The organism is Enterobacter sp. C6 (assembly GCF_008122455.1).
In the GTDB taxonomy this organism is placed as follows: Bacteria; Pseudomonadota; Gammaproteobacteria; order Enterobacterales; family Enterobacteriaceae; genus Enterobacter; species Enterobacter pseudoroggenkampii.
This window is the reverse complement of the sequence record NZ_QPFW01000228.1, coordinates 22106-48960: the sequence shown is the minus strand read 5'-3', so window position 1 is coordinate 48960 and position 26855 is coordinate 22106. Positions and strand designations below refer to the sequence as shown.

Sequence of the window (26855 nt, the reverse complement as noted above, 5' to 3'; positions counted from 1 at the left end):
TAAGGCACCGGTTTTTGATACCGGCATTCCCTGGTTCGAATCCAGGTACCCCAGCCATCGAAGATTGCAGTACTGGCTACGTAGCTCAGTTGGTTAGAGCACATCACTCATAATGATGGGGTCACAGGTTCGAATCCCGTCGTAGCCACCAAATTTAGATTATCGATGTTGTTCGGTAATGAAAAAAATTGTTGGGGTATCGCCAAGCGGTAAGGCACCGGATTCTGATTCCGGCATTCCGAGGTTCGAATCCTCGTACCCCAGCCAATTTAAAAAGTCGTTAAGCAGTTTGTTTAACGCAATTGGGGTGTCGCCAAGCGGTAAGGCTCTGGTTTCTGATACCAGCATTCCGGGGTTCGAATCCCTGCACCCCAGCCACTTAGTAACAAAAAAGCCCGCTCTGCGGGCTTTTTTGTTTTTGTACAGAATTGTGCGGCCTGATGCCCTCACCCTGGCCCTCTCCCACGGGGAGAGGGAAAAAAGTTTAGAGTCCGAGGGCGTACTTCAGGGCCTGACGCTTCAGACCACCGGCGCGTTCCGCTGCCATCAGGCCAATATTACGCAGAATGCGCACCGGGGCCAGGTCATTGCTGAACCCGGCATAGAACAGATCCATTCCCGACTGCATGATGAAATTGTCCGCCATACGCCGCGTCTGATAACGCTTTAGCACCTGATGGCTGGCCCAGTTTTCCGCGTGTCCGCGGGCGCTGCCCAGCACATCCAGTAACGCATCGACGTCGCGATACCCCAGGTTCACGCCCTGCCCGGCCAGCGGATGAATGGTGTGTGCCGCATCGCCCACCAGCGCCAGCCCTTCACGGGCATACTGCAAAGCGTGACGGCGCGTGAGCGGAAACGCCCCTGCTGCGACCGGCGTAACGTTGCCCAGACGGCTCGGGAAGTGCAGGCGGATTTCCCGCTGCAATTGTTCCATTGAAAGCCCCTGCAGCTGGCGAATACGCGCCGGTTTGTCGTACCACACCAGCGACGCCCAATTATCAAACAGCGGTAAAAAGGCGTGCGGACCGTTCGGCGTAAAGTGCTGCCAGGTGCTTTCTCCCGGTGCATTCTCGCACTCGACGGTAATCAGCATGCAGGACTGCTCGTACTGCCAGGCATGAACCCCGATACCCGCCATCTGTCTGACCTGCGAGTTAGCGCCGTCCGCCCCAACGACCAGCTTCACGGCCAGTTCATCGCCGCTGTCGAGCGTCAGTAGATAGCCGCTCTCGTGAGGGTGCAGTGCCTTAATCGAGGCCGGAAAACGCAGCGTCACCTTCGGATGTGTCTCCAGCGCCTGCCAGAGCGCCAGCTGGAGTACGTTGTTTTCCACCATATAACCCAGGCGCGGCAGCTTCAGCTCAGCGGCATCAAACGCAACGTGGGCATTTTCCCACTCCCAGGTTTCAAGACGGCTGTAAGGATGCGCGCGCATTGCCAGCACCGCCTCCCAGACGCCCAGCCCGCGCAGCAGATCGACGGACGCCGCGCTGATCGCGGAAATGCGCACATCCGGTTTGCTGGCGGGATCGAAGGCCGGCGGAGCCGCCTGTTCAATTACCGTTACCTCAAATCCCTGCTGCGCCAGCCCCTGCGCCAGCGCGCCGCCGACCATACCGCCGCCGACAACGGCAACTTCGGTGTGTAGGAGTGTCATGGTCAATTTTCCTTATTGGAGAATCCCTTAAGTTTACCGGATTTTTGCGGTCCTGAGACACATAACCTTCATACTGGTCACAACCCCACCAAAGCATTACAATACGCGGCTTGCAATCCTGAGCTGAGCAAGTCGATGACTAAAAAACTCCATATAAAAACCTGGGGCTGTCAGATGAACGAATACGATTCATCCAAGATGGCCGATCTGCTGGATTCAACCCACGGATACCAGCTGACAGAAAATGTGAAAGAAGCGGACGTGCTGCTGCTGAACACCTGTTCGATTCGTGAAAAAGCGCAGGAAAAAGTCTTTCACGTGTTAGGCCGCTGGAAGCTTCTCAAGCGAAAAAATCCGGACCTGATCATCGGCGTGGGTGGCTGCGTTGCGTCGCAGGAAGGCAAGCTGATCCGCCAGAGAGCCCCGTATGTGGATATTGTCTTTGGCCCTCAGACCCTGCACCGCCTGCCCGAGATGATCAATCAGGTTCGCGGCAACCGCAGCCCGGTCGTTGACGTCAGCTTCCCGGAAATCGAAAAGTTTGACCGTCTGCCTGAGCCGCGCGCCGATGGCCCGACCGCCTTCGTCTCGATCATGGAAGGCTGCAACAAATACTGTACTTACTGCGTGGTACCGTACACCCGTGGTGAAGAGGTCAGCCGCCCGGCAGATGACATTCTGTTTGAAATCGCACAGCTTGCCGCGCAGGGCGTTCGCGAAGTGAACCTGCTGGGCCAGAACGTTAACGCCTGGCGCGGGGAAAACTACGACGGCACCACCGGCAGCTTTGCCGAACTGCTGCGTCTGGTGGCCGCGATTGACGGTATCGACCGCATTCGCTTTACCACCAGCCATCCGATGGAATTTACCGACGACATTATTGACGTCTATCGCGATACGCCAGAGCTGGTGAGCTTCCTGCACCTGCCGATTCAGTGCGGCTCTGACCGCGTGCTGAACCTGATGGGCCGCCCGCATACGGTGCTGGAGTACAAGTCCACCATCCGCAAGCTGCGTGAAGCGCGTCCGGATATCCAGATTAGCTCCGACTTTATCGTCGGCTTCCCTGGCGAAACCGCTGATGACTTCGAGCGCACCATGAAGCTCATCGGTGAAGTGAATTTTGACGTCAGCTACAGCTTCATTTTCTCTGCGCGTCCGGGAACACCGGCGGCCGATATGGTTGACGATGTTCCGGAAGAAGAGAAGAAACAGCGTCTGTATATTCTGCAGGAGCGTATCCTTCAGCAGGCCAACGCCTGGAGCCGCCGCATGCTCGGCACCGTTCAGCGCATTCTGGTGGAAGGCACCTCACGCAAGAGCATTATGGAACTGTCCGGTCGTACCGAGAACAACCGCGTGGTGAACTTTGAAGGCACCCCGGATATGATCGGTAAATTCGTAGACGTCGAGATTGTTGAAGTGCTGACCAACTCGCTGCGCGCGAAGGTAGTCCGCACCGAGGACGAAATGGGCCTGCGCATTGCCGAGTCACCGGAATCCGTGATCTCGCGCACCCGAAAAGAAAACGATTCTGGCGTTGGGATTTACCAGCCTTAATCCTCATGGCCTGCCCTTCCGGCAGGCCTTGTATTTCCTCTCATCGTCCCCAATATCTTCCGCAACGCTTGCGCCTTTATTCTGTGGCGTGAATAATTTCGGTAATGACCGTTTTATTACGTCCTGTCGCAACGGACCGGTTAACCAATTAAAGAGGAACAGTTTGAACATAGATACGCGTGAAATTAGCCTTGAGCCAGCAGACAACGCTCGCCTGCTGAGCCTGTGCGGGCCGTTTGATGACAATATCAAACAACTGGAGCGACGTCTGGGTATCGAAATCAATCGTCGCGATAATCATTTCAAACTTACCGGACGCCCTATCTGCGTCAACGCCGCTGCGGACATTCTGCGTAGCCTGTATGTTGATACCGCCCCAATGCGCGGCGAAACGCAGGATATCGAGCCGGAACAGATCCACCTCGCCATTAAAGAGGCGCGCGTGCTTGAGCAGAGCGCGGAAAGCGTGCCGGACTACGGCAAGGCCATTAACATCAAGACCAAACGTGGCGTCATTAAGCCGCGTACGCCAAACCAGGCGCAGTACATCGCCAATATCCTCGACCACGACATCACCTTCGGGGTGGGTCCGGCGGGGACGGGTAAAACCTATCTCGCCGTTGCCGCGGCGGTCGATGCGCTGGAGCGTCAGGAAATCCGCCGTATCCTGCTGACCCGCCCTGCCGTTGAAGCCGGTGAAAAACTGGGCTTCCTGCCAGGCGATCTGAGCCAGAAGGTCGACCCGTATCTGCGTCCTTTATACGATGCGCTGTTCGAAATGCTGGGCTTTGAGAAGGTCGAGAAGCTCATTGAGCGTAACGTTATCGAAGTTGCCCCGCTCGCCTACATGCGCGGTCGTACGCTGAACGATGCGTTCATCATTCTCGATGAGAGCCAGAACACCACCATTGAACAGATGAAAATGTTCCTGACGCGTATTGGCTTTAACTCGAAGGCGGTGATTACCGGCGACGTCACTCAGATTGACCTGCCGCGCAGTACCAAATCCGGTCTGCGCCACGCCATTGAGGTGCTGGCCGAGGTCGACGAAATCAGCTTTAACTTCTTCCACAGTGAAGACGTGGTACGCCACCCGGTGGTCGCGCGTATCGTTAATGCCTATGAAGCCTGGGAAGAGGCGGATCAGAAGCGTAAGACCGAACTGGCCGCAGAACGTAAGCGCGAAGCGCAGGAGCAAGAACAGAAATGAGTCAGGTGATCCTCGATTTACAGCTGGCCTGTGAAGACAATTCCGGCATGCCAGATGAGGCACAGTTTCAGAAATGGCTGGATGCCGTTATTCCTCAGTTTCAGGAAGAATCAGAAGTTACGATTCGCCTGGTGGATGAAGCGGAAAGCCATGAGCTTAACCTGACCTATCGCGGGAAAGATAAGCCGACCAACGTGCTCTCTTTCCCGTTCGAAGCGCCGCCGGGCATCGAGATGCCGCTGCTGGGCGATCTGATCATCTGCCGTCAGGTGGTTGAGCAGGAAGCCAAAGAGCAGCAAAAGCCGCTTGAGGCCCACTGGGCGCATATGGTGGTACACGGCAGCCTGCATCTGCTCGGCTACGATCATATTGAAGACGACGAAGCGGAAGAGATGGAGTCCCTCGAGACAGAGATAATGCTTGCTCTGGGCTATGAGGATCCGTACATTGCCGAGAAAGAATAGTCCGTCACCTGACGGACTCCCCTGCCGCCACGAAAGGACATCACGTGGCGGTAAACGTTGAACTAACAAGAGAACCCTTAACAAACGCCATGAGCGACGACAATTCACACAGTAGCGACACGACAACCAGTAAAAAGGGATTTTTCTCCCTCATTCTGAACCAGCTTTTCCACGGCGAACCGAAAAACCGTGATGAACTGCTGGAGCTGATTCGTGATTCCGGGCAGAACGACCTTATCGACGAAGATACGCGCGAAATGCTCGAAGGGGTAATGGACATCGCCGACCAGCGCGTTCGCGATATCATGATCCCCCGCTCGCAGATGATCACCCTGAAACGTAACCAGACGCTGGACGAGTGCCTCGATGTGATCATCGAATCCGCCCACTCGCGTTTCCCGGTCATCAGCGAAGACAAAGATCACATCGAAGGGATTTTGATGGCGAAAGATCTGCTGCCGTTTATGCGCAGCGATGCCGAAGCCTTCAGCATGGAAAAAGTGTTACGCCAGGCCGTGGTTGTGCCGGAAAGTAAACGTGTGGATCGGATGCTGAAAGAGTTTCGCTCTCAGCGTTACCACATGGCGATTGTTATTGATGAATTTGGTGGCGTTTCCGGTCTGGTCACGATCGAGGATATCCTTGAGCTGATCGTGGGCGAAATAGAAGACGAGTACGACGAAGAAGAAGATATCGACTTCCGTCAGCTTAGCCGCCACACCTGGACCGTGCGCGCGCTGGCCTCCATTGAAGACTTCAACGACGCCTTCGGAACCCACTTCAGCGATGAAGAGGTCGATACCATTGGCGGGCTGGTGATGCAGGCCTTTGGCCACCTCCCGGCGCGTGGAGAGACCGTTGACATCGACGGTTACCAGTTCAAAGTAGCCATGGCCGACAGCCGACGTATTATACAGGTTCACGTCAGAACGCCGGACGACTCACCGGTGCCAAAACTGGAAGATTAATGTAAATGGCATTTGCCCCATTGCTTGAACGCCAGCGCGTCCGTTTGCTGCTGGCGCTGTTACTCGGAGCCAGCGGTACGCTGGCTTTTTCTCCTTACGATATCTGGCCCGCGGCCATTCTCTCCCTGATGGGGCTTCAGGGTCTGACCCTGAACCGTCGTCCGGTACAGGCTGCCGCTATCGGCTACTTCTGGGGGCTGGGGCTGTTTGGCTCAGGCATCAACTGGGTTTATGTCAGCATCGCCCAGTTTGGCGGTATGCCTGGCCCGGTAAACGTCTTCCTGGTGGTACTGCTCGCCGCCTATCTCTCGCTCTATACCGGTCTGTTCGCCGGCATCCTTTCTCGCCTGTGGCCCAAAACCAACTGGCTGCGCGTCGCCATTGCCGCGCCGGTGGTCTGGCAGGTAACCGAGTTCCTGCGCGGCTGGGTGCTGACCGGCTTCCCGTGGCTGCAGTTCGGCTACAGCCAGATTGACGGCCCGCTGAAAGGCCTGGCACCGGTAATGGGTGTTGAAGCTATCAACTTCCTGCTGATGGTCGTGAGCGGCCTGCTGGTATTAGCGCTGGTCACGCGCGGCTGGAAACCGCTGGCTGTGGCGCTGGTGCTGTTCGCCCTACCCTTCCCGCTGCGCTATATCCAGTGGTTCACGCCTGAGCCCGATCGCGCCATGCGGGTTTCCATGGTGCAGGGGAATATCCCGCAGTCCATGAAGTGGGACGAAAAAGAGCTGCTGAACACGCTGAAGATCTACGCCAACGCTACCGAAGAGGTGATGGGTAAATCGCAGCTGATTATCTGGCCGGAGTCTGCCATTCCCGATCTGGAGATCAACCAGCAGCCGTTCCTCAACATGATGAACGATCTGCTGCTGGCCCGCGGCAGCACGCTGATCACCGGGATTGTCGATGCGCGTCTGAATCAGCAGAACCGCTACGACACCTACAACACCATCATTACGCTCGGCAAAGACAGCGAATACAGCTACCACTCCACTGACCGGTACAACAAGAACCACCTGGTGCCATTTGGTGAATTTGTGCCGCTGGAATCGATTCTGCGCCCGCTGGCCCCGTTCTTTGATTTGCCGATGTCCTCCTTCAGCCGCGGACCGTACGTTCAGCCTCAGCTGCACGCGCACGGCGCTGCCCTGACGCCGGCCATCTGCTACGAAATCATTCTCGGCGAGCAGGTGCGCGATAACTTCCGCCCGGATACTGACTATCTGCTGACCATCTCCAACGATGCCTGGTTTGGTAAGTCAATCGGCCCGTGGCAGCACTTCCAGATGGCTCGTATGCGCTCCCTGGAGCTGGCGCGTCCGCTGCTGCGCAGCACCAACAACGGCATCACCGCCGTGATTGGTCCTCAGGGTGAAATTCAGGCGATGATCCCGCAGTTTACCCGTGAGGTACTGACCGCTAACGTCACGCCGACCACGGGACTGACGCCATACGCCCGTACCGGCAACTGGTCGCTGTGGATACTGACCACGCTGTTCGGCTTTGGCGCGGTGCTGATGAGCCTGCGTCAGCGTCGTAAATAACCTTCCCTTCTGTTGCCGGGTGGCGCTGACGCTTACCCGGCAAATCCTCCCAAACTCCCATTCTGGCACGCCTATTGCTTTGTTTATTCAGGTAAACGCAGTTTGGCTTAACGTGCAACTTTGTCGCACCAGCGTAGATCATCGGTAGCACCGAAACGGTGCAACGGGAGATATTTGCCTCTGAATGGTGCGGCGCGCTTCGCAAAAATAAACAATAACGCAGCAAAATCTTTACATTAAGCCAGACTAAATGTTAACAAGCTTGCATAACACTGCACTCGCATTGCGCGAGATATAACAACATCACAATGGGTATCAATGCGTCGCTGGCGCTGATAAAAAAGGAGTTGGGTATGCAATTACGTAAACTGGCCACAGCAATGCTGGTTATGGGAATGTCTGCTGGCGTAGTTCACGCTGAAGATGCGCCTGCAGCAGGCAGCACTCTCGACAAGATTGCCAAAAACGGCGTCATCGTGGTCGGCCACCGTGAATCATCTGTCCCGTTCTCTTACTACGACAACACGCAAAAAGTCGTGGGCTATTCACAGGATTACTCCAACGCTATCGTTGAAGCCGTGAAGAAAAAGCTGAACAAACCTGACCTGCAGGTGAAGCTGATCCCTATCACTTCACAAAACCGTATTCCACTGTTGCAAAACGGCACCTTTGACTTCGAGTGTGGCTCCACCACCAACAACCTCGAGCGTCAAAAACAGGCTGCCTTCTCTGACACCATCTTTGTTGTAGGCACCCGCCTGCTGACGAAGAAAGGCGGTGAGATTAAAGACTTCGCTGACCTGAAAGGCAAAGCGGTTGTTGTAACCTCCGGTACCACGTCAGAAGTGCTGCTGCACAAGCTGAACGACGAGAAAAAAATGGATATGCGCATCATCAGCGCGAAAGACCATGGCGACTCCTTCCGTACCCTGGAAAGCGGTCGTGCCGTCGCGTTTATGATGGATGACGCCCTGCTGGCGGGTGAACGTGCGAAAGCGAAAAAACCAGACAACTGGGATATCGTCGGCACCGCGCAGTCGAAAGAAGCCTACGGCTGTATGCTGCGTAAAGACGATCCGCAGTTCAAAAAGCTGATCGATGACACCATCGCTCAGGTGCAGACCTCCGGCGAAGCGGAAAAATGGTTCGACAAATGGTTCAAGAACCCAATTCCACCTAAAAATCTGAACATGAATTTTGAACTGTCTGACGACATGAAAGCGCTGTTCAAATCTCCAAATGACAAGGCTCTTAACTAATTAGAACAACAGGGGCGGGATCTCCTGCCCTCTCGATTGTCGGGAAGCATGGACAGACTATACGTTGAGTGGTCGTTCCCCACTCAGCGCGAAAAATGAGCTTCTCACCAATCTTCGAGGGTAGCGCTGCTACCCTTTTTTTTCTGGAGTTTATTATGTCAATCGACTGGAACTGGGGCATATTTCTGCAACAAGCCCCGTTCGGCAACACCACCTATCTTGGCTGGCTGTGGAGCGGCTTTCAGGTCACCGTGGCATTATCGATAACGGCGTGGATCATCGCGTTTCTTGTCGGTTCTTTGTTCGGTATTCTGCGCACCGTCCCTAACCGTTTTCTTTCAACACTCGGCACCCTGTATGTGGAACTGTTCCGTAACGTTCCGCTGATCGTGCAATTCTTTACCTGGTATCTGGTTATCCCGGAACTGCTTCCGGAAAATATTGGCATGTGGTTCAAGTCGGAACTGGATCCGAACGTACAGTTCTTTGTCTCCTCCATGATGTGTCTGGGGCTGTTTACCGCTGCGCGCGTTTGCGAGCAGGTGCGTGCCGCCATTCAGTCATTGCCCCGTGGACAAAAAAATGCGGGTCTGGCGATGGGGTTAACCCTGCCACAGACCTACCGCTACGTGCTGCTGCCTAACGCCTACCGCGTCATCGTTCCGCCGATGACCTCCGAGATGATGAACCTGGTGAAAAACTCGGCCATCGCCTCGACCATCGGCCTGGTCGATATGGCTGCGCAGGCGGGCAAGCTGCTGGATTACTCCGCTCACGCGTGGGAATCCTTCACCGCGATCACGCTCGCCTATGTTCTGATAAACGCTTTCATCATGCTGGTGATGAACCTGGTTGAACGCAAAATTCGCCTGCCGGGCAACATGGGGGGCAAATAATGTACGAATTTGACTGGAGTTCTATCGTTCCATCCATGCCTTACCTGCTTGATGGCCTGATGATTACCTTAAAAATCACCGTCATTGCCATCATCGTCGGTATCGTCTGGGGCACCCTGCTGGCCGTTATGCGTCTGTCGAGCTTTAAGCCGCTCGCCTGGTTCGCGACCGCCTACGTTAACGTGTTCCGCTCCATCCCGCTGGTAATGGTGCTGCTGTGGTTTTACCTGATCGTGCCCGGCTTCCTGCAGAACGTGCTGGGGCTGTCGCCGAAAACCGATATCCGTCTGATCTCGGCGATGGTAGCGTTCTCGATGTTTGAGGCCGCTTACTATTCAGAGATTATCCGAGCGGGCATTCAGAGTATCTCCCGCGGACAGTCCAGCGCCGCGCTGGCGCTGGGGATGACGCACTGGCAGTCCATGCAGCTCATTATTCTGCCGCAGGCGTTTCGCGCCATGGTTCCGCTCCTGCTGACCCAGGGTATCGTGCTGTTCCAGGATACCTCGCTGGTCTACGTTCTGAGCCTGGCAGACTTCTTCCGTACCGCGTCAACCATCGGTGAGCGTGATGGTACGCAGGTTGAGATGGTGCTCTTCGCGGGTGCGGTCTATTTTGTGATTAGTTTAAGCGCGTCGCTGTTGGTCAGTTGGCTGAAGAAAAGGACGGTATAATGATTTCCCTGAAAAATGTTTCTAAATGGTATGGGCACTTTCAGGTGCTGACCGACTGCTCCACCGAAGTGAAAAAAGGCGACGTGGTGGTAGTGTGCGGGCCGTCCGGCTCCGGTAAATCGACGCTGATCAAAACCGTCAACGGACTGGAGCCAGTGCAGCAGGGTGAGATCGTCGTCAACGGTACTAAAGTCAACGACAAGAAAACCAACCTCGCCCAGCTTCGCTCTCACGTTGGCATGGTATTCCAGCATTTTGAGCTGTTCCCTCACCTCTCTATTATTGAGAACCTGACGCTGGCGCAGGTTAAAGTGCTTAAGCGTGATAAAAAAGCGTCGCGCGAGAAAGGTCTGAAGCTCCTGGAACGCGTTGGGCTTTCTGCGCATGCCGATAAGTTCCCGGCGCAGCTTTCTGGCGGCCAACAGCAGCGTGTGGCGATCGCCCGCGCGCTGTGCATGGATCCGGTGGCGATGCTGTTTGATGAGCCCACGTCGGCGCTCGATCCGGAGATGATCAACGAAGTGCTGGACGTGATGGTCGAACTGGCGCACGAAGGGATGACCATGATGGTGGTGACCCACGAAATGGGCTTCGCCCGTAAGGTGGCCAACCGCGTGATCTTTATGGACGAAGGGAAAATTGTCGAAGACTCACCGAAAGAAGAGTTCTTCGCTAACCCGAAATCCGAGCGCGCCAAAGACTTCCTCGCCAAAATCCTGCACTAATCTTCCCGGTGCGCAATCTGCGGATTGCGCACTGCTTCACGCTTTCACTCACTTCCTCTCGTCGGCGTCACATCGCAGCGTTAACCTTGTCACAAAATAACGCTACGTATGGAGAACGCTATGGCACAGCCTATTATTCTCGATTGCGATCCGGGTCATGATGACGCGATCGCGCTCGTCCTTGCACTTGCCTCCCCTGAACTCGACCTCAAAGCCGTCACCTCTTCTGCCGGAAACCAGACGCCGGATAAAACGCTGCGTAACGTTTTGCGTATGCTGACGTTGCTCAAGCGTACCGATATTCCCGTCGCTGGTGGAGCCCTCAAGCCCCTGATGCGTGAATTAATTATCGCGGATAACGTGCATGGTGAAAGCGGGCTGGACGGTCCGGCGCTGCCGGAGCCGGGCTTCGCGCCGCAAAACTGCACCGCCGTGGAGCTGATGGCGAAGGTGCTGCGCGAGAGCATGGAACCCGTGACGCTGGTGGCTACCGGGCCGCAAACCAACGTCGCGCTGCTGCTGAACAGCCACCCTGAACTGCACAGCAAAATAGCCCGTATCGTCATCATGGGCGGGGCCATGGGGCTGGGTAACTGGACGCCTGCGGCGGAGTTCAACATCTTTGTCGACCCGGAAGCCGCTGAGATTGTCTTCCAGTCAGGCTTACCGATTGTAATGGCGGGACTGGACGTTACCCATCGCGCGCAGATTATGGCGGACGATATTGAGCGCTTCCGTTCCGTTGGTAATCCGGTCGCGACAACCGTGGCCGAGCTGCTCGACTTCTTTATGGAGTATCACAAAGCCGAGAAATGGGGATTCCACGGCGCGCCCCTGCACGACCCGTGCACGATTGCCTGGCTGTTAAAGCCTGAGATATTCACCACGGTTGACCGCTGGGTTGGCGTGGAAACGCAGGGAAAATACACCCAGGGAATGACGGTGGTGGATTATTACTCGCTGACGGGGAATACGCCGAATACTACCGTGATGGTGGACATCGACAGGGAGGCGTTTGTGGATTTGCTGGCGGAAAGACTGGACTACTATAGTGCAGCCTGATGCCCTCACCCCTACCCTCTCCCACGGGGAGAGGGAGCAAACACTAAAAACGGCAACGGGGTTGCCGTTTTGCTTTTACCTTTTGCGGCCTGATGCCCTCACCCCGGCCCTCTCCCACAGGGAGAGGGAGCAAACCTGCGCTTTACCTAGGGCTCAAACGGACGACGCTGGAACTGATCGTGGCCGCATTTCGGGCACAGCGACAGAACCTCCGGCGTATACACCGCAATATGGTGGTGGCAATTCTCGCACACCAGATTTCCCAGCCCGACTACCTCACCACTGTGATAGACACCATGGTGGTTCAAATCCTGAAAGACCTCGCGCCACTCCAGCTGCGTTTTATCCGTAATATCGGCCAGCTCCTGCCACAGGCTCTCTTTGATCACCCGCATGAAAACGCTGTCCGTGACCTCCTCCTGGCTCTCCTGGTAGCTGCGCGCGAACTCTTCCAGATCGCGACGCACGGCGCGCGTCACCTCTTCCACTTCGGTTCGCGTTAACTCACCCGTTTGCGACACGCGGGCACGCGCCTGCTCCACCAGCGCATCGATATCGCGCTCGCCGTTACGCAGTCGTTCCGTCAGTGTCGCCACCAGTTCGCGGTAAAATTGAGCAACCTTGTTCATCATTTTGCCTCCCGGGTAAGTAACTATTTCTAATAATAGACCTTATTTCATCGCCGCTTTGTCAGGTGAAGCACAGACCCGGTAAATTCCTGCAAAGCGCATTTGTGCGAAAGGCTGTTTTGACGCGGGCGTTTGGGCTATGCTATGCGGATCTGAATGACCACATCCATTGGCTACATTTGTAGCTGTATTGAAAACAGGACCACTGGCTGCCATGCAAGAGCAATACCGCCCGGAAGAGATAGAATCAAAAGTCCAGCAACACTGGGACGAGAAGCGCACCTTTGAAGTAACCGAAGACGAGAGCAAAGAGAAGTATTACTGCCTGTCGATGCTTCCCTATCCTTCTGGTCGACTACACATGGGCCATGTGCGTAACTACACCATTGGCGATGTGATCGCACGTTACCAGCGTATGCTGGGCAAAAACGTTCTGCAGCCTATCGGCTGGGATGCGTTCGGTCTGCCTGCGGAAGGCGCGGCGGTCAAAAACAACACCGCACCGGCCCCGTGGACATACGACAACATCGCGTACATGAAAAACCAGCTCAAAATGCTGGGCTTTGGCTATGACTGGAGCCGCGAGCTGGCAACCTGTACCCCGGAATACTACCGCTGGGAGCAGAAGTTCTTCACCGAGCTGTACAAAAAAGGCCTGGTGTATAAGAAGACCTCTGCCGTTAACTGGTGTCCGAATGACCAGACCGTTCTCGCGAACGAACAGGTTATCGATGGCTGCTGCTGGCGCTGCGACACCAAAGTTGAGCGTAAAGAGATCCCACAGTGGTTTATCAAAATCACCGCTTACGCTGATGAGCTGCTGAACGATCTGGATAATCTGGACCACTGGCCAGATACCGTGAAGACCATGCAGCGCAACTGGATCGGCCGTTCTGAAGGTGTGGAGATTACCTTCAACGTTGAGAACTACGACCAGACTCTGACTGTCTACACCACCCGTCCGGACACCTTCATGGGCGCGACCTACCTGGCCGTGGCTGCAGGTCACCCGCTGGCGCAGAAAGCGGCAGAAAACAATCCGGAACTGGCTACCTTCATCGATGAGTGCCGCAACACCAAAGTGGCCGAAGCCGACATGGCGACGATGGAGAAAAAAGGCGTTGCGACAGGCTTCTATGCTAAGCATCCGCTGACTGGCGAAGCGATCCCGGTCTGGGCAGCGAACTTCGTACTGATGGAGTACGGTACAGGTGCGGTAATGGCTGTTCCGGGCCACGATCAGCGCGACTACGAGTTTGCCACCAAATACAACCTGCCGATTAAAGCCGTTATTCTGGCCGCCGATGGTTCTGAACCAGACCTGTCCGAAAACGCGCTGACTGAAAAAGGCACCCTGTTCAACTCCGGTGAATTCAGCGGTCTGAGCTTCGAAGAGGGCTTTAACGCCATCGCCGACAAGCTGGCCTCCCTTGGCGTGGGCGAGCGTAAAGTTAACTTCCGTCTGCGCGACTGGGGTGTTTCCCGTCAGCGTTACTGGGGTGCGCCAATTCCAATGGTGACGCTGGAAGATGGCACCGTGATGCCAACGCCAGAAGATCAGCTGCCGGTGATCCTGCCGGAAGACGTCGTCATGGACGGCATCACCAGCCCGATCAAAGCCGATCCTGAGTGGGCAAAAACCACCGTCAACGGCCAGCCTGCGCTGCGTGAAACCGACACCTTTGACACCTTTATGGAGTCATCCTGGTACTATGCGCGCTACACCTGCCCGCAGTATCAGGAAGGTATGCTGGATTCCAAAGCGGCAAACTACTGGCTGCCGGTAGATATCTACATCGGTGGTATCGAACACGCCATCATGCACCTGCTCTACTTCCGCTTCTTCCACAAGCTGATGCGCGATGCGGGCATGGTGAACTCTGACGAACCTGCAAAACAGCTGCTGTGCCAGGGCATGGTGCTGGCGGATGCCTTCTATTACGTCGGTGCCAACGGCGAGCGTAACTGGGTTTCTCCGGTTGACGCGATCGTTGAACGCGACGAGAAGGGCCGTATCGTGAAGGCCAAAGACGCCGAAGGTCATGAGCTGGTCTACACCGGCATGAGCAAGATGTCTAAGTCGAAAAACAACGGTATCGACCCGCAGGTGATGGTTGAGCGTTACGGTGCAGATACCGTGCGTCTGTTCATGATGTTTGCTTCTCCGGCGGACATGACGCTGGAGTGGCAGGAGTCTGGCGTGGAAGGTGCAAACCGCTTCCTGAAACGCGTCTGGAAACTGGTTTACGAACACACTGCACTGGGCGATGCCCCGGCGCTGAATGCCGCCGCACTGACTGAAGATCAGCAGGCGCTGCGTCGCGATGTTCATAAAACGATTGCAAAAGTGACCGATGATATTGGTCGTCGTCAGACCTTCAATACCGCAATTGCGGCTATTATGGAACTGATGAACAAGCTGGCGAAGGCTTCGCAGGACGGCGAGCAGGATCGTGCTTTAATGCGTGAAGCGCTGCTGGCCGTTGTTCGCATGCTGAACCCGTTCACACCGCACGTTAGCTTTACCCTGTGGCAGGAGCTGAAAGGCGAAGGCGATATCGACAACGCGCCGTGGCCGCAGGCTGACGAATCAGCGATGGTGGAAAACACGACGCTGGTCGTGGTCCAGGTGAACGGCAAAGTCCGCGGTAAAATTACCGTGGCGGTCGATGCAACCGAAGAACAGGTTCGCGAGCGCGCGGGCCAGGAACCTCTGGTCGCAAAATATCTTGAGGGCGTTACCGTACGTAAAGTGATCTACGTACCGGGTAAACTGCTCAATCTGGTCGTTGGCTAAGCGCGGGAGGAAACGTGCGACAACTGGCAACAATACTCTTATCACTGGCGGTGCTTGTCACCGCTGGCTGTGGCTGGCACCTGCGCAATACCACGGCGGTGCCCGCTGAGATGAAAACGATGATTTTCGACTCACCAGATCCGAATGGCCCACTCAGCCGGGCCATTCGTAATCAGCTGCGTCTCAACGGCGTAGAGATTGTCGAAAAACAAACCCTGCGCCAGGATGTACCGTCTCTGCGTGTTATAGGTGGCGGCCTGTCGAGAGATACAGCCTCTATCTTCCAGGATGGCCGTACAGCTGAGTATCAAATGGTGTTGACGGTCGACGCGGCAGTCCTGATCCCCGGTAAAGACATCTACCCGATCAGCACGAAAGTATACCGTTCGTTCTTCGATAACCCGCAGACGGCGCTGGCAAAAGATGCCGAACAGCAGATTATCATCAACGAAATGTACGACAAGGCAGCGGAACAGCTGATCCGTAAACTGCCAAGTATTGCAGCGTCAACTAAACAAGGATCTGACATCGTTGAAAAACCGGTTGCTGGCACGCTTCCTGCTGCTAACTCTCTGGGTAAATGATGATCAGGCTGTATCCTGAACAACTCCGCGCGCAGCTCAATGAAGGGCTGCGCGCGGCGTATCTGCTTCTTGGAAACGATCCGTTATTACTTCAGGAAAGCCAGGATGCCGTGCGGCATGCTGCCGCCGCGCAGGGCTTCGATGAACACCACACCGTCCAACTGGACAACAACACCGACTGGAACTCCCTCTTCTCGCTTTGTCAGGCGATGAGCCTTTTCGCCTCGCGCCAGACTATTCAGATCCTGCTGCCTGAAAATGGTCCTAACGCGGCCATGAACGAGCAGCTCGCCACGCTGGTCAGCCTGTTACACAGCGATCTGCTCTTTATTGTGCGTGGCAACAAGCTTACCAAAGCCCAGGAAAACGCGGCATGGTTTACCCAGATCGCCGCCCACGCGGTGCAGGTCACCTGTCAGACGCCTGAGCAGGCGCATCTGCCCAAATGGGTGTCAGCGAGAGCGAAGCAGAACAACCTTCAACTGGATGATGCGGCGAATCAACTGCTGTGCTACTGCTATGAAGGTAACCTGCTGGCACTGGCGCAGGCGCTGGACAGACTCTCCCTGCTCTGGCCGGATGGCAAGCTGACCTTGCCGCGCGTCGAGCAAGCCGTTAACGACGCGGCGCACTTCACGCCGTTCCACTGGGTGGACGCGCTACTGTCGGCAAAAAGCAAACGCGCCCTGCATATTCTGCAACAGCTGCGTCTTGAAGGGAGCGAACCCGTTATTCTGCTGCGTACGCTGCAGCGCGAATTACTGCTGCTGATTACGCTCAAGCGCCAGTCTGCCCATACGCCGCTGCGTTCGCTGTTTGATAAACACCGCGTGTGGCAAAATCGCCGGGCTTTGACCACCGAGGCCGTCAACCGCCTGAGTCATGAACAGCTTCGTCAGGCTGTACAGCTTCTGATGCGCGCTGAGCTCACGTTAAAACAAGATTACGGCCAGTCGGTCTGGGCGGAGCTGGAAAGCCTTTCTCTGCTGCTCTGCCACAAGGCGCTGGCAGACGTTTTTATTGATGGATAGTATGCATTCTTTACAGGCCCTGTATGGCGGCACCTTCGACCCGGTACATTACGGGCACCTGAAGCCGGTTGAAATTCTGGCGAATTTGATCGGCCTTCAGCGCGTCACCATCATGCCCAATAATGTTCCGCCCCATCGTCCACAGCCGGAGGCGACCAGCGAGCAGCGAAAAGCGATGCTCGCCCTTGCCATCGAAGATAAACCGCTCTTCCAACTTGATGAGCGTGAGCTGCGTCGCGACACGCCCTCCTGGACGTCACAGACGCTTCAGGAGTGGCGCACAGAACAGGGTCCAGACCAGCCGCTGGCGTTTATCATCGGCCAGGATTCCCTGCTGAATTTACCCACATGGCATCAGTATGAAACCATTCTGGAGAACAGCCATCTGCTCGTCTGCCGCCGCCCTGGCTATCCTCTGACCATGCGTGAAGCGCAGTACCAGCAGTGGCTGGAAGATCATCTCACCGATAATGTTGAAGATCTTCACAATCGGCCTGCCGGGAAGATCTATCTGGCGGAAACGCCGTGGTTCGATATCTCTGCAACCCTCATACGTGAGCGTTTACAGCAGGGTTTAGCCTGTGACGATCTACTGCCAGCCCCGGTGCTGGCGTATATCCATACGCACGGGTTGTATCAGAAAAGCGCAGATGAATAGCCGGAGGGCATAAAAAGCGGCTTATTGTTTATCCTGCCTTGACAGGTTAAGCCATACTGTTATTCTCCGCTGCCAGACTTTCCCGCCGATCATTGCTTTACAGAAATTGTTTTACAAAAATGGCGATGCAATCTCAGGCAGAGGGTGGGATGATACCCGCCTTCAAAAGCCCGGTCGGAGACATTTGTCCCGACACAGGCGTGAGTTCAGGTATACTGTCTGGCTACGAATTCAACGTTTTACAATCTCATTCACCCCAGGGGGAAAACTTGCAGGGTAAAGCACTCCAGGATTTTGTTATTGACAAAATTGATGACCTGAAAGGTCAGGACATCATCGCTATCGACGTTAAGGGTAAATCCAGTATTACCGACTGCATGATCATCTGCACCGGTACCTCTACGCGTCATGTTGTTTCGATTGCCGATCACGTGGTTCAGGAATCGCGTGCAGCAGGACTGTTGCCACTGGGTGTTGAAGGTGAAGCAACGGCTGACTGGGTGGTTGTCGACCTCGGCGATGTGATTGTCCACGTCATGCAGGACGAGAGCCGTCGCCTGTATGAGCTGGAAAAACTCTGGGGTTAATGCGTGAAGTTGCAGCTGGTCGCCGTCGGCACCAAAATGCCGGACTGGGTACAAACCGGTTTTACTGAATATCTGCGTCGTTTTCCAAAAGACATGCCGTTCGAACTGGTGGAAATTCCCGCCGGTAAGCGCGGCAAGAACGCGGATATCAAACGTATTCTCGATAAAGAGGGCGAACTGATGCTGGCTGCCGCAGGCAAAAACCGCATCGTCACCCTCGATATTCCAGGAAAACCCTGGGATACGCCGCAGCTGGCGCACGAACTGGAGCGCTGGAAGCAGGATGGCCGTGACGTCAGTCTGTTGATTGGCGGTCCAGAAGGGTTATCCCCCGCCTGCAAAGCGGCGGCTGAACAAAGTTGGTCCCTCTCCGCGCTGACGCTTCCCCACCCGCTCGTTCGGGTACTGGTGGCAGAGAGCCTGTATCGCGCGTGGAGCATTACTACCAACCACCCCTATCACCGCGAGTAATGACTGACCAGGGTAGATTAAGCAGCGGATGAAACTACAGAATTCTTTTCGCGACTATACGGCTGAGTCCGCGCTGTTTGTGCGCCGGGCGCTGGTCGCCTTTACCGGGATTTTGCTGCTTACCGGCGTGCTGATCGCCAACCTTTACAATCTGCAAATTGTCCGCTTTACCGACTACCAGACGCGCTCAAACGAAAACCGTATCAAGCTGGTGCCTATCGCTCCCAGCCGCGGCATTATTTACGATCGTAACGGCACGCCGCTGGCGTTAAACCGCACCATCTATCAAATCGAGATGATGCCGGAAAAAGTTGATAATGTTCAGGATACGCTGGAAGCGCTGAAAAGCGTTGTCGACCTTAACGATGACGATATCGCGGCCTTCAAAAAAGAGCGCTCCCGCTCTCACCGTTTCACCTCCATCCCGGTTAAAACCAACCTGACGGAAGTCCAGGTAGCCCGCTTTGCGGTAAACCAGTACCGCTTCCCCGGCGTGGAAGTGAAGGGTTACAAGCGTCGCTACTACCCCTACGGCTCCGCGCTGACGCATGTGATTGGCTACGTCTCCAAGATTAACGACAAAGACGTCGACCGCCTTGATAAAGACGGCAAGCTGGCAAACTACGCTGCAACGCACGATATCGGTAAGCTGGGGATCGAACGTTACTACGAAGACGTTTTGCACGGGCAAACCGGCTATGAAGAAGTTGAGGTTAACAACCGCGGCCGCGTGATTCGCCAGCTGAAAGAAGTCCCTCCTCAGGCGGGGCATGACGTCTATCTGACCCTCGACCTTAAGCTGCAGCAGTATATCGAAACCCTGCTGGCGGGCAGCCGTGCAGCCGTTGTGGTCACCGATCCTCGTACCGGCGGCATTCTGGCAATGGTGTCTATGCCCAGCTATGACCCGAACCTGTTCGTTGACGGCATTTCCAGTAAGGACTATTCCGGTCTGCTGAATGACCCGAACACGCCGCTGGTGAACCGCGCGACGCAAGGGGTTTATCCGCCGGCATCAACGGTTAAGCCGTACGTGGCGGTTTCTGCGCTGAGTGCCGGCGTCATTAACCGTAATACCAGTCTGTTTGACCCGGGCTGGTGGCAACTGCCTGGTTCAGATAAACGCTATCGTGACTGGAAAAAATGGGGCCACGGTCATCTGAACGTCACCAAATCGCTGGAAGAATCTGCGGATACCTTCTTCTATCAGGTGGCGTATGACATGGGGATCGACCGCCTGTCAGAGTGGATGAGCAAATTCGGTTACGGGCATTACACCGGCGTTGACCTCTCCGAAGAACGTTCTGGCAACATGCCAACGCGTGAATGGAAGCTGAAGCGCTTTAAAAAACCGTGGTATCAGGGTGACACCATTCCGGTGGGTATCGGCCAGGGCTACTGGACGGCAACACCGCTTCAGATGAACAAGGCCATGATGATCCTCATCAATGACGGCGTGGTAAAAGTGCCTCATCTGCTACAGAGCACGGTTGAAGACGGCAAAAAAGTGCCGTGGAACCAGCCGCATGAGGCCCCGGTGGGTGACATTCATTCCGGCTTCTGGGAAATTGCGAAAGACGGTATGTACGGCGTGGCAAACCGCCCGAACGGTACCGCGCATAAGTACTTCACCGGTACGCCGTACAAAGTGGCCGCAAAATCCGGTACTGCGCAGGTGTTCGGTCTGAAAGCCAACGAAACCTATAACGCGCACCGCATTGCTGAACGTCTGCGTGACCATAAGCTGATGACGGCGTTTGCCCCTTATGATAACCCGCAGGTTGCGGTGGCGATGATTCTGGAGAACGGCGGTGCCGGTCCAGCTGTAGGGACCATCATGCGCCAGATCCTTGACCACATTATGCTGGGTGATAACAACACCGAACTGCCGGCTGAAAACCCGGCCGCCGCTGCGGCGGAGGACCAATAATCATGACGGATAATCCAAATAAAAAATCGCTGTGGGACAAAATCCACATCGACCCAGCCATGCTGCTGATCCTGCTGGCCCTGCTGCTTTACAGCGCCCTGGTTATCTGGAGCGCCAGCGGCCAGGACATCGGCATGATGGAGCGCAAAATTGGCCAGATTGCCATGGGTCTGATCATTATGGTGGTGATGGCGCAGATCCCGCCGCGCGTCTACGAAGGCTGGGCGCCCTACCTCTACATCTTCTGTATTATTTTGCTGGTTGCGGTAGATGCGTTTGGCGCCATTTCAAAAGGGGCGCAGCGCTGGCTGGATTTGGGGATTGTCCGCTTCCAGCCCTCGGAGATTGCCAAAATCGCCGTGCCACTGATGGTGGCACGCTTTATCAACCGCGACGTCTGTCCGCCGTCTCTGAAGAATACCGCCATCGCGCTGGTGCTGATTTTCCTGCCAACGCTGCTGGTTGCGGCACAGCCTGACCTTGGCACCTCAATCCTTATCGCGCTCTCCGGCCTGTTTGTCCTCTTCCTGTCGGGCCTGAGCTGGCGCCTGATTGGCATCGCGGTGGTGCTGATAGCGGCGTTCATCCCTATTCTCTGGTTCTTCCTGATGCACGATTACCAGCGCCAGCGCGTCATGATGCTACTCGATCCGGAAACCGATCCGCTGGGCGCGGGCTATCATATTATTCAGTCGAAGATTGCAATTGGCTCCGGGGGCCTGCGCGGTAAAGGCTGGCTGCACGGTACGCAGTCGCAGCTGGAATTTTTACCGGAACGCCACACCGATTTTATCTTTGCCGTACTGGCGGAAGAGCTGGGGCTGGTTGGCATTCTGATACTTCTTGCGCTGTATGTCCTGCTGATCATGCGGGGATTGTGGATTGCAGCGCGTGCACAAACCACGTTTGGTCGCGTCATGGCTGGCGGGTTGATGCTGATTTTATTCGTTTATGTCTTCGTAAATATTGGTATGGTGAGTGGTATTCTGCCGGTGGTAGGCGTACCGCTGCCGCTGGTGAGTTACGGAGGCTCGGCACTGATCGTGTTGATGGCCGGGTTTGGTATCGTGATGTCGATCCATACCCACAGAAAAATGTTGTCAAAAAGCGTATAAAAATAAGGGGATCGGAATGCGTAAGCAGTGGCTGGGGATCTGCATCGCGGCAAGTTTACTTGCGGCCTGCACAAGTGATGATGGTCAGCAACAGGCAACCGTCGCGCCGCCGCAGCCTGCGGTGTGTAATGGCCCGATCGTTGAAATCAGCGGTGCCGATCCCGTTTATGAACCGCTGAATGCCAGTGCCAATCAGGATTACGAGCGCGACGGCAAAAGCTATAAAATTGTTCAGGATCCTTCCCGTTTCAGTCAGGCAGGCTTTGCCGCCATTTATGATGCCGAGCCAGGCAGTAACCTGACGGCTTCCGGGGAGGCGTTCGACCCAATGCAACTGACGGCGGCACACCCAACGCTGCCGATTCCGAGCTACGCCCGTATCACCAACCTGGCGAATGGCCGCATGATCGTCGTGCGTATCAACGATCGCGGCCCGTACGGGAATGACCGGGTGATTTCCCTCTCGCGCGCGTCTGCCGATCGCCTGAACACCTCGAACAACACCAAAGTTCGTATTGACCCGATTATCGTCGCGCAGGATGGTTCGCTCTCCGGACCGGGTACCGCGTGTACAACGGTGGCGAAACAGACCTATGCCCTTCCTGACCGCCCAAATCTTGACGGCGGAATGGGAAGCGTCTCGTCTCCGGCAGAGCCTGCTCAGCCGGGAGGAGAAATACGCCCGATTAGCAATGACACGCTGCAAAGCGAGGATGCTACCGGCGCGCCGGTAAAGAGTAGCGGCTTTCTTGGCGCACCGACGACCTTAGCCGCGGGCGTGCTGGAAGGCAGTGAACCCACTCCAGCCCCTGCTCCCGTCGCTACGCCAGCGACCCAGCCGGCTCCCGTAACGGCGCCAGCGGCCACGCAAAGTGCGGCGGTGGCGGCTCCAGCAGCGGCCAGCGGAAGCTATGTGGTTCAGGTAGGCGCAGTGAGCGATCAGGCCCGGGCCAAACAGTATCAACAGCGTCTGAGCCAGCAGTTTGGCGTACCAGGACGCGTTGAGCAGAACGGCGCGGTCTGGCGCATTCAGATGGGGCCGTTTGCCAGCAAATCGCAGGCAGCCTCCCTGCAGCAGCGTCTGCAGAATGAAGCTCAACTTCAGTCATTTATCGCTGTTGCGAAATAATTAACCGGCGGTATCCGAATTGTCAGTTAGTGTAAAACACATTCACAAACTCATGCTTAAAGTCGGATGCCTGCCTGAATAGCATTTGCTATAGTAAGGCACTTTTTTTAATTCCATCACGGATGTCGTAGTTCTGACCATGAAGACCACTTTTTCTGCTCGTTTTGTGCAGCGCATGGCGCTGACCACGGCCCTTTGCGCGGCTGCTCTTTCTGCAGCTCACGCCGATGACCTGAATATCAAGACCATGATCCCTGGCGTTCCGCAAATCGATGCGGAATCCTACATCCTGATCGATTACAACTCTGGCAAAGTGCTGGCAGAACAGAATGCCGATGCCCGCCGTGATCCGGCCAGCCTGACCAAAATGATGACCAGCTACGTTATCGGCCAGGCGATGAAGGCAGGTAAATTCAAAGAATCGGATCTGGTCACCATCGGTAACGATGCGTGGGCAACCGGGAACCCTGTCTTCAAAGGTTCCTCTCTGATGTTCCTGAAGCCGGGTATGCAGGTTCCTGTTTCCCAGCTGATTCGTGGTATCAACCTGCAGTCGGGTAACGATGCCTGCGTGGCGATGGCCGATTTCGCCGCCGGTAGCCAGGATGCCTTCGTGGGTCTGATGAACAGCTACGTTACCGCGCTGGGTCTGAAAAACAGCCACTTCCAGACCGTACACGGCCTGGACGCAGACGGTCAGTACAGCTCCGCACGTGATATGGCCCTGATTGGTCAGGCGCTGATCCGCGATGTCCCTAACGAATACTCTATCTACAAAGAAAAAGAGTTCACCTTCAACGGGATTCGTCAGACCAACCGTAACGGTCTGCTGTGGGATAACAGCCTGAACGTTGACGGCATTAAAACTGGCCATACCGACAAAGCGGGCTACAACCTGGTGGCCTCTGCTACTGAAGGTCAGATGCGTCTGATCTCTGCCGTGATGGGCGGCCGCACCTTTAAAGGTCGTGAAACAGAAAGCAAGAAGCTGCTGACCTGGGGCTTCCGCTTCTTCGAAACCGTGAATCCACTGAAAGCAGGCAAAGAGTTTGCGTCTGAACCCGTCTGGTTCGGCGACAACGACCGTGCTTCTCTCGGCGTTGATAAAGACCTCTACCTGACCATTCCGCGCGGTCGTATGAAGGATCTGAAAGCCAGCTACGTGCTGAACAGCACCGAGCTGCACGCCCCGCTGCAGAAAAACCAGGTTGTAGGCACGATCAACTTCCAGCTGGATGGAAAAACGATCGATCAGCGTCCGCTGGTTGTCCTGCAAGAAATTCCTGAAGGCAATTTCTTCGGCAAAATCATTGATTACATTAAATTGATGTTCCACCACTGGTTTGGTTAAAAATTGAACACTTGAAAGTGTGATTTTGATCCCCATATACTAAGTATCCTGATAACTCCCACCTGACGTGGGAGTTATTATTTTTTGACGTTACGCCGGAGCTGACATGAAAACCAAACTTAACGAACTGCTTGAATTCCCTACCCCATTTACCTACAAAGTAATGGGTCTGGCGAAACCTGAGCTGGTTGATCAGGTGGTTGAAGTGGTACAGCGCCATGCGCCGGGTGACTACTCTCCGTCAGTAAAACCAAGCAGCAAGGGCAACTACCACTCGGTTTCTATCACCATCACTGCGACACACATTGAGCAGGTTGAGACGCTGTACGAAGAGCTCGGCAATATCGAAATCGTTCGTATGGTACTGTAGTCCCTTTGCGGTTACCCGGTTTGCCGGGTAACCCTTCTCCCCGCTGTGATATACTCCCCCCACACTTTTTGTCCCTCGTCTTCGGAGACGCAGTTTTGTATCAGGATAAAATTCTGGTCCGTCACCTCGGGCTGCAACCTTATGAGCCTGTCTCCCAGGCCATGCATGACTTCACCGATTCACGCGATGACAGCACCCCAGATGAAATCTGGCTGGTCGAACACCTGCCGGTATTTACGCAGGGTCAGGCGGGTAAAGCAGAACATCTATTAATGACGGGAGATATCCCGGTTATTCAGAGCGATCGCGGCGGTCAGGTCACGTACCATGGGCCCGGGCAGCAGGTGATGTACGTCCTGCTCAATCTGAAACGCAGAAAGCTGGGCGTGCGTGAACTGGTCACTTTACTGGAACAAACCGTCGTCAACACGCTGGCGGAATATGGTATTGACGCGCATCCGCGTGCCGATGCGCCGGGCGTTTACGTTGGGGAAATGAAGATCTGCTCCCTGGGGCTGCGTATTCGAAAAGGCTGTTCATTCCATGGCCTGGCATTGAATATCAATATGGATCTCGCGCCGTTCCAGCGCATAAACCCCTGCGGCTACGCCGGCATGGAAATGACGCAAATGCGCCAGTGGGTAGAAGCCGCTACGCCCGAACATATTCGTCCCGTGCTTTTGAAGAACGTGTTAGCGCTACTTAACAATCCCCCACACGAATATATCCCTGCTTAATATATCGTACAACAGGGCTCGATAATTTGACGGGCCACTGTTTATTTACCGCTTTTGCACTTTACAATAATCCACAGATTCTATATTTTCGAAGCGCCCGAATATTACCGCTACATATTATTTAGCCTCCAGCAAGCTCGGCAAACACGGCATAAGTAACGTGAGCAATTATCACACAACTGTTTGCTTTTGATAAACAAGTGAAACAAAACCAACACTTTACGAATCTCTACAAGCATAATAAATAAATTCAACTATCATTCATATTGTGAATGTATACGGGGTGAAAGCGTGGAGTATAATAATTTACCAGCCAAACGACTGAATGAACCTGGTGGCGAAGACAAGCCGCAAATTTTTCGGACTTTACGTAATATTGATCTCAATTTACTGACTATTTTTGAGGCAGTATATGTCCATAAAGGTATCGTTAACGCTGCGAAAATTCTTAATCTCACGCCATCAGCAATAAGTCAGTCAATCCAAAAGCTACGCGCTATATTTCCTGACCCGTTATTTATTCGTAAGGGCCAGGGGGTAACGCCGACGGCTTACGCCACGCATCTCCACGAGTACATCAGCCAGGGGCTGGAGTCGATTCTGGGCGCACTGGATTTAACCGGGAGCTATGATAAGCAGAGAACCATCACCATCGGCTGCTCCCCTTCTGTGGGTGTGCTGGTGATGCCGGCGATCTTCCAGGCCGTGAAAGAGCATGCTCCGCAGCTCCTGCTTCGTAATGTGCCGCTCAATGAACCTGACATTCAGCTTGCCCAGTTCCAGACGGACCTGATTATTGAAAGCGGCAGCTTCAGTGCCAGAGCGCTGGGTCAAAATGTGCTCTATTCGGATAACCTGGTGCTGGTTTGCCGGCAGCAGCATCCGGTTCTCAGCGAACCGCTGACCATCGAAAACCTGCGCAACTACGACCACTCGTCTTTCATGACCGAAGGGCAGTCTAACCACGCCCTTCGTCAGCGTATTGATGAAATTTTCCCGGAACGTCAGATCAGCTTCAGCAGTTACAATATGTTTACCACCGCATCGCTGATTGGCAGCAGCGATATGCTGTGCGTTATGCCATCACGCCTGTACAGCCTGCTACAAAAATGCTGGCCGCTGGAGAGCATTCCACTCAGTCAGCTTAATGCGGAATCAATCGAGATTTCACTGCATTACAACAAGCTGAGTTTACGCGACCCGGTTCTGGAAAACGTCATCCGCATTATCCGTCAGGCCTTCTGAAAGGTTTAGCCAGCACAAGACCCTGCACCAGGCAGGGCGAAAGGCACAAAACAACAACTATTTTACAAATTGGCGATCTGGCAGGCTGCTTTAACGACCGTTTCAATGATATACTGCCTGTCGTTCGTTCAAAAATAGTTGATAAATACAACATTCCCTTGAATTGAAACGCTTTCCTTCGATATTCGCAACTGGAACA

Annotated in this window: 25 protein-coding genes and 3 tRNA genes; 26 read left to right on the top strand and 2 right to left on the bottom strand. The window is 54.9% G+C overall.

Annotated elements, in window-relative coordinates; translation table 11 throughout:
- Positions 1-74: 74 nt before the first annotated feature.
- From DOU50_RS14190 to DOU50_RS14180, 3 genes are all read left to right on the top strand, one after another.
- A tRNA-Met gene (locus DOU50_RS14190) sits at positions 75-151 on the top strand.
- Positions 152-192: 41 nt separating this feature from the next.
- Positions 193-267 (top strand) — tRNA-Gln (locus DOU50_RS14185).
- A gap of 36 nt (positions 268-303) precedes the next feature.
- Positions 304-378 (top strand) — tRNA-Gln (locus tag DOU50_RS14180).
- Between the two features lie 106 nt (positions 379-484).
- Here DOU50_RS14180 and ubiF read toward each other — a convergent pair.
- Entirely contained in the window at positions 485-1660 is a 1176-nt protein-coding gene (gene ubiF, locus DOU50_RS14175) for a 3-demethoxyubiquinol 3-hydroxylase (RefSeq protein WP_148769608.1), read from the bottom strand.
- A 135-nt stretch (positions 1661-1795) separates the two neighbouring features.
- On the opposite strand from ubiF, the gene miaB reads away from it, so the two are divergent.
- From miaB to rihA, 10 genes are all read left to right on the top strand, one after another.
- Positions 1796-3220 (top strand): tRNA (N6-isopentenyl adenosine(37)-C2)-methylthiotransferase MiaB, encoded by a 1425-nt coding sequence (gene miaB / locus DOU50_RS14170; RefSeq protein ID WP_024907023.1) that lies wholly within the window; start codon positions 1796-1798, stop codon positions 3218-3220.
- A gap of 163 nt (positions 3221-3383) precedes the next feature.
- A complete protein-coding gene (locus DOU50_RS14165) occupies positions 3384-4430 on the top strand; it encodes a PhoH family protein (protein ID WP_148769607.1) in 1047 nt (348 codons plus the stop codon).
- Positions 4427-4894: an rRNA maturation RNase YbeY gene (ybeY, locus tag DOU50_RS14160; RefSeq protein ID WP_008501052.1), complete on the top strand. Its 468-nt coding sequence runs from the start codon at positions 4427-4429 to the stop codon at positions 4892-4894. The genes DOU50_RS14165 and ybeY overlap by 4 nt, the downstream gene beginning before the upstream one ends.
- 89 nt (positions 4895-4983) lie before the next feature.
- Positions 4984-5862: a CNNM family magnesium/cobalt transport protein CorC gene (corC, locus tag DOU50_RS14155; protein WP_021242574.1), complete on the top strand. Its 879-nt coding sequence runs from the start codon at positions 4984-4986 to the stop codon at positions 5860-5862.
- A 5-nt stretch (positions 5863-5867) separates the two neighbouring features.
- Entirely contained in the window at positions 5868-7406 is a 1539-nt protein-coding gene (lnt, locus tag DOU50_RS14150; RefSeq protein WP_148769606.1) for an apolipoprotein N-acyltransferase, read from the top strand.
- A 353-nt stretch (positions 7407-7759) separates the two neighbouring features.
- A complete protein-coding gene (locus tag DOU50_RS14140; protein WP_008501049.1) occupies positions 7760-8665 on the top strand; it encodes an amino acid ABC transporter substrate-binding protein in 906 nt (301 codons plus the stop codon).
- A gap of 155 nt (positions 8666-8820) precedes the next feature.
- Positions 8821-9561 (top strand): glutamate/aspartate ABC transporter permease GltJ, encoded by a 741-nt coding sequence (gene gltJ, locus DOU50_RS14135; RefSeq protein ID WP_008501048.1) that lies wholly within the window; start codon positions 8821-8823, stop codon positions 9559-9561.
- A complete protein-coding gene (gltK, locus tag DOU50_RS14130) occupies positions 9561-10235 on the top strand; it encodes a glutamate/aspartate ABC transporter permease GltK (RefSeq protein ID WP_032649550.1) in 675 nt (224 codons plus the stop codon). Before gltJ ends, gltK begins: the two co-directional genes overlap by 1 nt.
- Positions 10235-10960: an amino acid ABC transporter ATP-binding protein gene (locus tag DOU50_RS14125; RefSeq protein WP_014883001.1), complete on the top strand. Its 726-nt coding sequence runs from the start codon at positions 10235-10237 to the stop codon at positions 10958-10960. Before gltK ends, DOU50_RS14125 begins: the two co-directional genes overlap by 1 nt.
- Positions 10961-11080: 120 nt before the next feature.
- Positions 11081-12022, top strand: a complete 942-nt coding sequence (gene rihA, locus DOU50_RS14120; protein ID WP_148769604.1) for a pyrimidine-specific ribonucleoside hydrolase RihA — start codon at positions 11081-11083, stop codon at positions 12020-12022.
- Positions 12023-12168: 146 nt separating this feature from the next.
- On the opposite strand, the gene DOU50_RS14115 is transcribed toward rihA, so the two are convergent.
- The gene (locus DOU50_RS14115; RefSeq protein WP_023617134.1) at positions 12169-12651 is read right to left on the bottom strand and encodes a zinc ribbon-containing protein; all 483 of its coding nucleotides are present in this window, start codon (positions 12649-12651) and stop codon (positions 12169-12171) included.
- A 214-nt stretch (positions 12652-12865) separates the two neighbouring features.
- Here DOU50_RS14115 and leuS point away from each other — a divergent pair, with 214 nt between their 5' ends.
- The 13 genes from leuS (at position 12866) to DOU50_RS14050 (ending at position 26656) form a co-directional block, all read left to right on the top strand.
- Positions 12866-15448 carry a leucine--tRNA ligase gene (gene leuS, locus DOU50_RS14110; protein ID WP_148769603.1) on the top strand — a complete coding sequence of 861 codons (2583 nt, stop codon included), beginning with the start codon at positions 12866-12868 and terminating at the stop codon, positions 15446-15448.
- Between the two features lie 14 nt (positions 15449-15462).
- The gene (lptE, locus tag DOU50_RS14105) at positions 15463-16032 is read left to right on the top strand and encodes an LPS assembly lipoprotein LptE (RefSeq protein WP_024907019.1); all 570 of its coding nucleotides are present in this window, start codon (positions 15463-15465) and stop codon (positions 16030-16032) included.
- On the top strand, positions 16032-17063 hold the full coding sequence (gene holA / locus DOU50_RS14100; RefSeq protein WP_148769609.1) for a DNA polymerase III subunit delta: 1032 nt from the start codon (positions 16032-16034) through the stop codon (positions 17061-17063). Before lptE ends, holA begins: the two co-directional genes overlap by 1 nt.
- Positions 17056-17721 (top strand): nicotinate-nucleotide adenylyltransferase, encoded by a 666-nt coding sequence (gene nadD, locus DOU50_RS14095; protein WP_048989993.1) that lies wholly within the window; start codon positions 17056-17058, stop codon positions 17719-17721. Before holA ends, nadD begins: the two co-directional genes overlap by 8 nt.
- A 269-nt stretch (positions 17722-17990) precedes the next feature.
- The gene (rsfS, locus tag DOU50_RS14090) at positions 17991-18308 is read left to right on the top strand and encodes a ribosome silencing factor (RefSeq protein WP_023334893.1); all 318 of its coding nucleotides are present in this window, start codon (positions 17991-17993) and stop codon (positions 18306-18308) included.
- A 3-nt stretch (positions 18309-18311) separates the two neighbouring features.
- A complete protein-coding gene (rlmH, locus tag DOU50_RS14085) occupies positions 18312-18779 on the top strand; it encodes a 23S rRNA (pseudouridine(1915)-N(3))-methyltransferase RlmH (RefSeq protein WP_003858701.1) in 468 nt (155 codons plus the stop codon).
- 28 nt (positions 18780-18807) lie between these two features.
- Positions 18808-20709: a peptidoglycan DD-transpeptidase MrdA gene (gene mrdA / locus DOU50_RS14080; protein ID WP_032649564.1), complete on the top strand. Its 1902-nt coding sequence runs from the start codon at positions 18808-18810 to the stop codon at positions 20707-20709.
- 2 nt (positions 20710-20711) lie between these two features.
- The gene (gene mrdB / locus DOU50_RS14075) at positions 20712-21824 is read left to right on the top strand and encodes a peptidoglycan glycosyltransferase MrdB (protein ID WP_148769602.1); all 1113 of its coding nucleotides are present in this window, start codon (positions 20712-20714) and stop codon (positions 21822-21824) included.
- Positions 21825-21840: 16 nt separating this feature from the next.
- The gene (gene rlpA, locus DOU50_RS14070; RefSeq protein ID WP_148769601.1) at positions 21841-22953 is read left to right on the top strand and encodes an endolytic peptidoglycan transglycosylase RlpA; all 1113 of its coding nucleotides are present in this window, start codon (positions 21841-21843) and stop codon (positions 22951-22953) included.
- 139 nt (positions 22954-23092) lie between these two features.
- The gene (dacA, locus tag DOU50_RS14065; RefSeq protein WP_014069323.1) at positions 23093-24304 is read left to right on the top strand and encodes a D-alanyl-D-alanine carboxypeptidase DacA; all 1212 of its coding nucleotides are present in this window, start codon (positions 23093-23095) and stop codon (positions 24302-24304) included.
- Positions 24305-24410: 106 nt separating this feature from the next.
- A complete protein-coding gene (ybeD, locus tag DOU50_RS14060) occupies positions 24411-24674 on the top strand; it encodes a DUF493 family protein YbeD (RefSeq protein WP_003858718.1) in 264 nt (87 codons plus the stop codon).
- Between the two features lie 95 nt (positions 24675-24769).
- Entirely contained in the window at positions 24770-25411 is a 642-nt protein-coding gene (gene lipB / locus DOU50_RS14055; RefSeq protein ID WP_024907014.1) for a lipoyl(octanoyl) transferase LipB, read from the top strand.
- 291 nt (positions 25412-25702) lie between these two features.
- Positions 25703-26656, top strand: coding sequence for a YbeF family transcriptional regulator (locus DOU50_RS14050; RefSeq protein WP_024907013.1), 954 nt, complete (start codon positions 25703-25705; stop codon positions 26654-26656).
- Positions 26657-26855 lie beyond the last annotated feature (199 nt).

What these genes read in the sequence shown, in the direction of transcription:
- ubiF (WP_148769608.1), bottom strand. Translation starts at nt 1,660, where the DNA reads ATGACACTCCTACACACCGAAGTTGCCGTTGTCGGCGGCGGTATGGTC.
- miaB (WP_024907023.1), top strand. Translation starts at nt 1,796, where the DNA reads ATGACTAAAAAACTCCATATAAAAACCTGGGGCTGTCAGATGAACGAA.
- ybeY (WP_008501052.1), top strand. Translation starts at nt 4,427, where the DNA reads ATGAGTCAGGTGATCCTCGATTTACAGCTGGCCTGTGAAGACAATTCC.
- corC (WP_021242574.1), top strand. Translation starts at nt 4,984, where the DNA reads ATGAGCGACGACAATTCACACAGTAGCGACACGACAACCAGTAAAAAG.
- lnt (WP_148769606.1), top strand. Translation starts at nt 5,868, where the DNA reads ATGGCATTTGCCCCATTGCTTGAACGCCAGCGCGTCCGTTTGCTGCTG.
- DOU50_RS14140 (WP_008501049.1), top strand. Translation starts at nt 7,760, where the DNA reads ATGCAATTACGTAAACTGGCCACAGCAATGCTGGTTATGGGAATGTCT.
- gltJ (WP_008501048.1), top strand. Translation starts at nt 8,821, where the DNA reads ATGTCAATCGACTGGAACTGGGGCATATTTCTGCAACAAGCCCCGTTC.
- gltK (WP_032649550.1), top strand. Translation starts at nt 9,561, where the DNA reads ATGTACGAATTTGACTGGAGTTCTATCGTTCCATCCATGCCTTACCTG.
- DOU50_RS14125 (WP_014883001.1), top strand. Translation starts at nt 10,235, where the DNA reads ATGATTTCCCTGAAAAATGTTTCTAAATGGTATGGGCACTTTCAGGTG.
- rihA (WP_148769604.1), top strand. Translation starts at nt 11,081, where the DNA reads ATGGCACAGCCTATTATTCTCGATTGCGATCCGGGTCATGATGACGCG.
- DOU50_RS14115 (WP_023617134.1), bottom strand. Translation starts at nt 12,651, where the DNA reads ATGAACAAGGTTGCTCAATTTTACCGCGAACTGGTGGCGACACTGACG.
- leuS (WP_148769603.1), top strand. Translation starts at nt 12,866, where the DNA reads ATGCAAGAGCAATACCGCCCGGAAGAGATAGAATCAAAAGTCCAGCAA.
- holA (WP_148769609.1), top strand. Translation starts at nt 16,032, where the DNA reads ATGATCAGGCTGTATCCTGAACAACTCCGCGCGCAGCTCAATGAAGGG.
- nadD (WP_048989993.1), top strand. Translation starts at nt 17,056, where the DNA reads ATGGATAGTATGCATTCTTTACAGGCCCTGTATGGCGGCACCTTCGAC.
- mrdA (WP_032649564.1), top strand. Translation starts at nt 18,808, where the DNA reads ATGAAACTACAGAATTCTTTTCGCGACTATACGGCTGAGTCCGCGCTG.
- mrdB (WP_148769602.1), top strand. Translation starts at nt 20,712, where the DNA reads ATGACGGATAATCCAAATAAAAAATCGCTGTGGGACAAAATCCACATC.
- rlpA (WP_148769601.1), top strand. Translation starts at nt 21,841, where the DNA reads ATGCGTAAGCAGTGGCTGGGGATCTGCATCGCGGCAAGTTTACTTGCG.
- dacA (WP_014069323.1), top strand. Translation starts at nt 23,093, where the DNA reads ATGAAGACCACTTTTTCTGCTCGTTTTGTGCAGCGCATGGCGCTGACC.
- ybeD (WP_003858718.1), top strand. Translation starts at nt 24,411, where the DNA reads ATGAAAACCAAACTTAACGAACTGCTTGAATTCCCTACCCCATTTACC.